This window comes from Streptomyces zinciresistens K42 (assembly GCF_000225525.1).
GTDB lineage: Bacteria > Actinomycetota > Actinomycetes > Streptomycetales > Streptomycetaceae > Streptomyces > Streptomyces zinciresistens.
In genome coordinates, this window is the sequence record NZ_AGBF01000067.1 from 23,550 (window position 1) to 30,659 (window position 7,110).

Here is a 7,110-nt window from a genome sequence, read left to right on the forward strand (position 1 = left end):
GTACGCCGTGTCCGGCGCGGCCGTTTCCGGTCAGTCCTCGCTCTCCACCTGCCGCGACGCCGTCTCGGCCGCCTTCGCCGCCGCGCTCCCCGGCCGCTTGCGGGCCACCCAACCCTCGATATTCCGTTGCTGGCCACGGGCCACGGCCAGCGAACCGGGCGGCACGTCCTTCGTGATCACGGACCCGGCGGCGGTGTACGCGCCGTCCCCGATGGTGACAGGAGCCACAAACATGTTGTCCGAACCCGTACGGCAGTGCGAACCCACCGTCGTGTGGTGTTTGTCCTGTCCGTCATAGTTCACGAACACACTCGCCGCACCGATGTTCGAGTAATCGCCGATCGTCGCGTCCCCCACGTACGACAGGTGCGGCACCTTCGTCCCCTCGCCGATCGACGCGTTCTTCGTCTCGACATACGTACCGATCTTGCCCTTCGCACCCAGCCGGGTACCGGGCCGCAAATACGCGAACGGACCCACGCTCGCCCCCGCGCCCACCACCGCACCGTCCGCCACCGTGGTGTCCACCCGCGCCCCCGCGCCCACCCGCGTGTCCCTCAGCCGGCAGTTAGGCCCCACCTCGGCACCCTCACCGACATGCGTCGCACCCTGCAACTGCGTACCCGGCAGCACCACCGCGTCCTGCTCGAACGTCACCGCGACATCCACCCACGTCGTCGCCGGGTCCACCACCGTCACACCCGCCAGCATCGCGGCCGTCAGCAGGCGGTCGTTCAGAATCCGGCGCGCCTCCGACAACTGCACCCGGTTGTTGATCCCCGCGATCTCACGGTGGTCCTGCGCGACCGACGCGCCGACCCGGTGCCCCGCCTCCCGCAGGATCCCCAGCACATCGGTCAGATATTCCTCACCCTGGCTGTTGTCCGTACGCACCTTGCCCAGCGCGTCCGCCAGCAACCGCCCGTCGAACGCGAACACACCCGAGTTGATCTCCCGGACCGCCCGCTGCGCCTCCGACGCGTCCTTGTGCTCGACGATCGCCGTGACCGCGCCCGAGGCCGCGTCCCGCACGATCCGCCCGTACCCCGTCGCGTCCGGCACCTCGGCCGTCAGCACCGTCACGGCGTTGCCGTCCGCCGTGTGCGCCGCCGCCAGCTCCGCCAGCGTCCCGCCCGTCAGTAGCGGAGTGTCACCGCACACCACGACCACGGTCCCCTCGACCGCCCCGCCCAGCTCCTCCAGCGCCATCCGCACGGCGTGACCGGTGCCGTTCTGCCGCGCCTGCACGGCCGTGCGCGCCTCGGGGTCGATCTCGCCCAGGTGCGCGGCGACCTGCTCGCGCGCGTGCCCCACGACCACGACCAGGTGCTCGGGCCGCAACTCGCGCGAGGCGGCGAGCACATGACCCACGAGGCTGCGTCCGCAGATCTCGTGCAGGACCTTGGGTGTGGCCGACTTCATACGGGTGCCCTCACCCGCTGCGAGGACGACGACGGCTGCCGGGCGAACGACGCTCACGGGATGCCCTTCGGATGGAGCGGGGTGGGGTGACATCCGCAGGATACCGGGGCGTTTCACGGCAATCATGAGAGCGGGCCCCGACTGCCTCGCGCAGTCGGGGCCCGCACCGAGCTTGTGTGTTCCGTGGGCTCCCGGAGAAGGATTCGAACCCTCATTCAACGGACCAAAACCGTTTGTCCTGCCCTTAGACGATCCGGGATGGTTTGTGCGTCATGTCCTGATCGAGTGATCGGCCTCACGCGCGGACTCCACTATGCCGTACCGGGAGCCCTCGATGCGACGGTGCGAGTCGGCTCCGCGCAGGACTTTGATCACCGGGCAACCGCGACGGCAGTCACCGACGTTCGGTGTGCGGTGCAACGGTTCGGGGGATGTCGGTTCGTTCGGCCCGCGTCCGGTCGCCGGGTGCGGTGGGGGCGGTCCGCAAAAGTCGCCGGAAACCGGGGCCTGACCGCCCGTAGGCTGGGGGCATGACCACGACGGGGGAAGAGTACGCCGGGCACCCGCCGCCGGAGGCGGGGCCCTGGTGGTGGAGCAGGACGCGCGGCGCGGTGCTGGACGTGAGTCTGGGCGTCGCCTCCGTGCTGGAGTGCGTGGCGGAGGGGGTCAGGTTCGCGGGGGACGCCGGGGTGCCGGTGGCCGCGGGGGTGGTGCTGGGGGTTCTGGCGGGGTCCGTGCTGGTGCTGCGGCGCCGGTGGCCGATAGCCGTCGTCCTGGTGTCGATCGCGGTGATGCCGGCCCAGATGGGGTTCCTGCTGGGGATCGTCGGTCTCTACACCCTCGCCGCCTCCGAGCTGCCGCGCCGGATCATCGCGTCGCTCGCGGGGATGTCGTTCGCCGGCACGCTGATCGTCACGTTCGTGTGGGTGCGCGAGGACGTGGCCCGGGGGAATCTGTCCTTCGGGGACTGGGTGATCCCGTTCGCCTCGGTCACCACCGCGATCGGGCTCACCGCGCCGCCGCTGCTGCTCGGGCTGTACGTGGGGGCGCGGCGGCGGCTGATGGAGAGTCTGCGGGAGCGGGCCGACAGCCTGGAGCGTGAGCTCCAGCTGCTCGCGGAGCGGGCGGAGGAGCGGGCCGAGTGGGCGCGGGGCGAGGAGCGGACGCGGATCGCGCGGGAGATGCACGACGTGGTCGCGCACCGGGTGAGCCTGATGGTGGTGCACGCGGCGGCGTTGCAGGCGGTGGCGCGCAAGGATCCCGAGAAGGCCGTGAAGAACGCGGCGCTGGTGGGGGACATGGGGCGCCAGGCGCTGACGGAGCTGCGCGAGATGCTGGGGGTGCTGCGCAGCGGGGCCGCGCCGGCGGACCGGGCGGCGGGGGCGGCGGTGCCGTTGGCGGCGCTGGGTGCGGCGGCCGCGGCGGCGGCGGACCGGGGGCGGGTGCCGGGTGGCGAGGGGGTCGGCGAGGGGCCGTGCCTGTCGGAGCTGGACGAGCTGGTGGGGCAGTCGGCGGCGGCGGGGATGGTGGTGGCGCTGTCGGTGGAGGGGGAGTCGCGGGAGTACGCCCGGGAGGTGGAGCAGACGGCGTACCGGGTGGTGCAGGAGGCGCTGACCAACGTCCACAAGCATGCGGCGGGGGCGAAGACGTATGTGCGGCTGGCGCATCGGGTGTCGGAGATCGCGATGCAGGTGGAGAACGAGCCGCCGCCGGAGGTGCCGGAGTCCGCGGCGCGGCTGCCGTCGGGGGGCAACGGCCTGGTGGGGATGAAGGAGCGGGTCGCGGCGCTGGGCGGGGTGTTCGTGTCGGGGCCGACGGACGCGGGGGGTTTCCGGGTGTCGGCCGTGATCCCGGCGGTGTGACGGCGGGCCGTCTCGTGCGGGGGCGCGCGTGCCCGCGTGCCCGCGGCGGCCGTCCCGGGGTGCGCTTGCGGGGGTGACTGCGGCGGTGTCTGCCCGGTGGTGCGGTTGCCGGTGGTGTGGTTCCGGCCGTGTCGTCCCGGTGGCGCGGAGGGTGGGGGCCGGCCGGTTCAGCCCGCGGTGAGGCGTGGGGGTTCGGTGCCGGCGACGAGTGCGGCGAGGGCGTGGTCGATGTCGGGGCCGAGGTACCAGTCGCCGGTGTGGTCGAGGGCGTAGACGCGGCCTTCGCTGTCGATGGCGAGGAGGGCGTCGGTGCCGGTCTCGGTGCCGAGGGGGCTGACCTCGGTGTCGAGGGCGCGGCCGAGGTCGCCGAGGGTGCGGGCCATGTGCAGGCCGTGCAGCGGGTCGAAGTGGAGCGCGGTGGGGGCGACCTGGCGGCCGGGTCCGGTGGGGGCGAGGTGGAGTCCGCCGAACTCGGCCCAGGCTTCGACGGCGGCGGGGAAGACGGCGTGGCGGTGGCCCGCGGGCGAGAGGTGTTCGCGCAGGGTGTCGGCCCAGATCTCGGCCTGCTTGATGTCCCAGCGTCCGGGTTGCCAGCCGGCGGCGCGCAGGGTGGCGTCGACGGGGACGGGGAAGCGGGTGGTCGAGGTGCGGTCGGTGTGCATCTGCCCTTCGTTCGTCGTGCGCGCCGGGCGCGTGGTGCTGTCGTTCCGCGCGGCGGTGTGCGGTGGTGCGGGTGATCGCTGCTGGTGTGGGGGGGCGGGTCCGGCTCAGCCGTCGGCCGCCGAGGGGTCGACGACGCGGACGCCGAAGTGGGCGCTGAGGGCGGCGCAGGCGCGGCAGGGGGTGGCGAAGCTGCCGTGCAGGGGGTCGCCGTCCTCGCGGATGCGGCGGGCGGTGAGTTTGGCTTGTTTGAGTGCTTTGCGGGCTTCGCCGTTGGTCATGGGTTTGCGTCCGGCGCGTTTGCTGCGGGCGGCGTCGACGCCGGCGATGTGGCGTGAGATGAGGAGGGTCTCGGCGCAGCGTCCGGTGAAGCGGTCGCGGTCGGAGCTGGTGAGGGTGTCGAGGAAGTCCTGGACGAGGTGGTGCAGCTGCGGGGGCTGGTCGCCGCGGGCGGCGGTGCCGGTGAGGGTGGCGCCGCGGACGGAGAGGGCGGCGGCGACGGTGGGGAGTATGCCGTCGCGGCGGTGGCGGAGGGCGGGAGCGTGCTGGTTCTCGGTGGCGCTCCAGCCGACGCGGGGGTCGCCGGACCTGCCTGCGTGCGGGCCCGCCTGTGTCGCGTTCATGATCATCATCCCCTCCCGGGCGTTCCCCGGGCATGCTCTCGGAGGTCACAGAGTGCCAAATGGCGTGGCGGGTGTGGAAGCTGGGGCGACACGACACGCCCGGTTTGGGCTGGCTGTCACGGTGGGGTGACGGCTGGTCACGGAAGCGGAGGGGGTCATGACCGGCGCCGGTGACCGGTGCGGTCGTACGGCATAGGCTGTCGGCACCGCTTTCCGCGTGGTGACGCGCGAGCGCAGACGAGACAGGCGATTCGGGGTGTTGTGACCGAGAGTGGTCATGGCGGGCCGGATCAGAACGCCGCAGGGGGCAACCGCCATGACGACAGGTCGGCTCGGGCTGGGGGCACCTCCCGGCCGCCAGGCCGGGGGAGACGCCGTGCCGCCGAACGCGGCGTACGCCGGGCAGGTCGTGCATTTCCCGGATCCGGTGCGTGCCGCACGTCACCCGAGGGGGGTACGGGTGGACGAGCGCGGATACCCCGACTTCTCGGGGTACGCGCGCGCGGCGGCGGAGATCGCGGAGCCGCCGGAGGGGTTCGGCGTCGACGAACTGCGGCTGACGGACTACGTGTCGGCGAACGCGGCGATGGCCGCGTCCGGCCACGAGCTGTGGGACACGGTGCCGGCGGTGGCGACGCCGCACGGCTGGACGTGGCACCACGTGGCGGGCGCGCGGCGGTTGGAGCTGGTCCCGGTCCAGGTGAAGGCGCTGCTGCGGCACCACGGCGGGATCGCCACGTCGGCGGTGGACCAGCACAAGCGCGGCACGCGGCCGTTGCAGGAGACGCGGCCCGCGCACTTCCGGCTGCCGAAGTCGGGTGTGGCGGTGACGGAGGCGCAGGCGCAGGGGGTCGAGGAGGATCTCGGCTACCGGCTGCCGGGCGCGTACCGCGCCTTTCTGAAGGCGGCGGGCGGGTGCGCGCCGGTGGGGACCGCGCTGGACGCGGAGTTGGGGCTGCTGGTCGACCAGCCGTTCTTCACGGTGCGCGACGAGGCGGCGGTCAACGACCTGGTCTACGCGAACAAGTGCCTGCGGGACCATCTGACCAAGGACTATCTCTGCGTCGCCTTCGTGCAGGGCGGTCTGCTGGCCGTGAAGGTGAGGGGCGAGCGGCTGGGGTCGGTGTGGTTCTCGGCGTACGACGACGCGCGCGACGCGGATCCGTCGTGGTCGGCGGCGGAGCGGATGGAGCGGCTGCTGCTGCCGTGCGGTGACGACTTCGACGCGTTCCTGTCCCGGCTGGCGGGTTCGCCGCCGGAGCTGGAGACGGTGGCGAATCTGATGGTGGACGGCGGGTTCACGCGTGCGGTGCCCGTCGCGGCCGTGGGGGAGTGAGCTTCGCGATGGTGACGTTCGCGCAGGCGCAGGAGCGCGCCGAGGAGTGGATCAACGGGGATGTCCCGTCGTACCAGCATCGGGAGGTGCGGGTGCGGGAGTTCGGGCTGGGGTTCGTGGTGTGGCCGGAGGACCGTGCCGACGGGCCGCGTTCGGACGGCGGGGCGCAGCGGCTGGTGATCGCCCGGGACAGCGGGGAGGCCACGCTGTGGCCGGCGCTGCCGGTGGGTGAGGTGATCCGCCGTTACGAGGAGCGGTACGGCCGGGACGAGGCGGTGGCCGACGCGGTTCCGGCGCCTTCGGCCCGGGTCGATCTCCATCAGACGTCGTTCCTGCTGACTCCGCCGGAGTGGTTGCAGGAGGCGGCGGACCGGATGGGTATTCCGGGCCGGCGGGAGGGTGCCGCGCGCGCGGCGTCCGACGATGCCGGGCCCGAGGACGCGGTGCCGTCCGCCGGCGAGGGGGCACCGGGCGTGCCGGACACCGGGGCGCCGGCCGAGACGCTGGGCGGACCGCCGCCCGCCGCGCCCGTGGCGCCGGTTCCCGTGGCGCCGGTTCCCGTGGCGCCGGGGGTGCCCGAGGGGGCCACGCCCTGGGCGGGCACGGACACCAACGCCGACGGCGAGGATCTCGCGGTGCCGCTGCCGGAGACGGTGTTCGCCCCGCCGCTGAGCGGGGACGACGGCGTGTCCACGCCGCCGGAGGCGCAGACGGCGCTGCTGTCGGGGGGCAGCAGGCTGCCGGACACGGCGATCGAGCCGGCGCTCGCCGATCCGCACGCGCCGGGTGGCGCGGGCCGGGGCGCGACGCCGCCGCCCGCGCCCACGTACGGCTATCCGCAGGGCGTGAACGGGCCGGCCACGCCTCCCGCGCCCTCCGCCCCGGTGCCGGGGCGGACACCGCCTCCGCCGCCGGGTGTTCCGGCGTCGTCGTACGGGCAGCCGCGGCCGCAGGGCGTTCCGGGGCAGCCGCCCGCGCCGAGCGCCGGGGACATCGCGGACGCGGCGACCAGCAAGGCCGCGCCGCCCCGCGCGCGAGGCGGTGCGACGCCGCCTCCGCCGGGAGTGCCGGGGACGCCGGGCGTCGGCGGTCCGCCGCCCGCGCCGGGTGTCCCGGCCGACGGGTACGTACCGACGCAGCTCGTCTCGGCGCTCGCCCCCGACGGACCGGGTCCCGTGCCGCCGGGTACGCCGGGCGCCCCGGGGAC

General features: G+C 74.0%; 5 protein-coding genes, 1 tRNA gene and 1 pseudogene. 3 read left to right on the forward strand and 4 right to left on the reverse strand.

Annotated elements, in window-relative coordinates; genetic code table 11:
• Positions 1 to 30: 30 nt before the first annotated feature.
• Positions 31 to 1,479, reverse strand: coding sequence for a bifunctional UDP-N-acetylglucosamine diphosphorylase/glucosamine-1-phosphate N-acetyltransferase GlmU (glmU, locus tag SZN_RS19310; RefSeq protein WP_078508737.1), 1,449 nt, complete (start codon positions 1,477 to 1,479; stop codon positions 31 to 33).
• Positions 1,480 to 1,610: 131 nt separating this feature from the next.
• Positions 1,611 to 1,681: transfer RNA gene (locus SZN_RS19315), tRNA-Gln, on the reverse strand.
• Positions 1,682 to 1,952: 271 nt separating this feature from the next.
• On the opposite strand from SZN_RS19315, the gene SZN_RS43220 reads away from it, so the two are divergent.
• The gene (locus SZN_RS43220) at positions 1,953 to 3,284 is read left to right on the forward strand and encodes a sensor histidine kinase (protein WP_007497578.1); all 1,332 of its coding nucleotides are present in this window, start codon (positions 1,953 to 1,955) and stop codon (positions 3,282 to 3,284) included.
• 167 nt (positions 3,285 to 3,451) lie between these two features.
• Here SZN_RS43220 and SZN_RS19325 read toward each other — a convergent pair whose 3' ends face one another.
• Together SZN_RS19325 and SZN_RS19330 are read right to left on the reverse strand one after the other, a co-directional pair.
• On the reverse strand, positions 3,452 to 3,946 hold the full coding sequence (locus SZN_RS19325; RefSeq protein ID WP_007497580.1) for an SUKH-3 domain-containing protein: 495 nt from the start codon (positions 3,944 to 3,946) through the stop codon (positions 3,452 to 3,454).
• A gap of 105 nt (positions 3,947 to 4,051) precedes the next feature.
• Positions 4,052 to 4,576: a YwqJ-related putative deaminase gene (locus SZN_RS19330; protein ID WP_007497583.1), complete on the reverse strand. Its 525-nt coding sequence runs from the start codon at positions 4,574 to 4,576 to the stop codon at positions 4,052 to 4,054.
• Positions 4,577 to 4,883: 307 nt separating this feature from the next.
• Between SZN_RS19330 and SZN_RS19335 the strand changes: the two genes are divergently transcribed.
• A complete protein-coding gene (locus tag SZN_RS19335; protein ID WP_078508738.1) occupies positions 4,884 to 5,903 on the forward strand; it encodes an SMI1/KNR4 family protein in 1,020 nt (339 codons plus the stop codon).
• A gap of 8 nt (positions 5,904 to 5,911) precedes the next feature.
• A pseudogene (locus SZN_RS19340) lies at positions 5,912 to 7,110 on the forward strand (SUKH-4 family immunity protein); the annotation flags it as partial.

Coding starts and splice junctions, on each gene's coding strand:
- SZN_RS19330 (WP_007497583.1), bottom strand. CDS start 4,576: ATGATGATCATGAACGCGACACAGGCGGGCCCGCACGCAGGCAGGTCC.
- SZN_RS19335 (WP_078508738.1), top strand. CDS start 4,884: ATGACGACAGGTCGGCTCGGGCTGGGGGCACCTCCCGGCCGCCAGGCC.
- SZN_RS43220 (WP_007497578.1), top strand. CDS start 1,953: ATGACCACGACGGGGGAAGAGTACGCCGGGCACCCGCCGCCGGAGGCG.
- SZN_RS19325 (WP_007497580.1), bottom strand. CDS start 3,946: ATGCACACCGACCGCACCTCGACCACCCGCTTCCCCGTCCCCGTCGAC.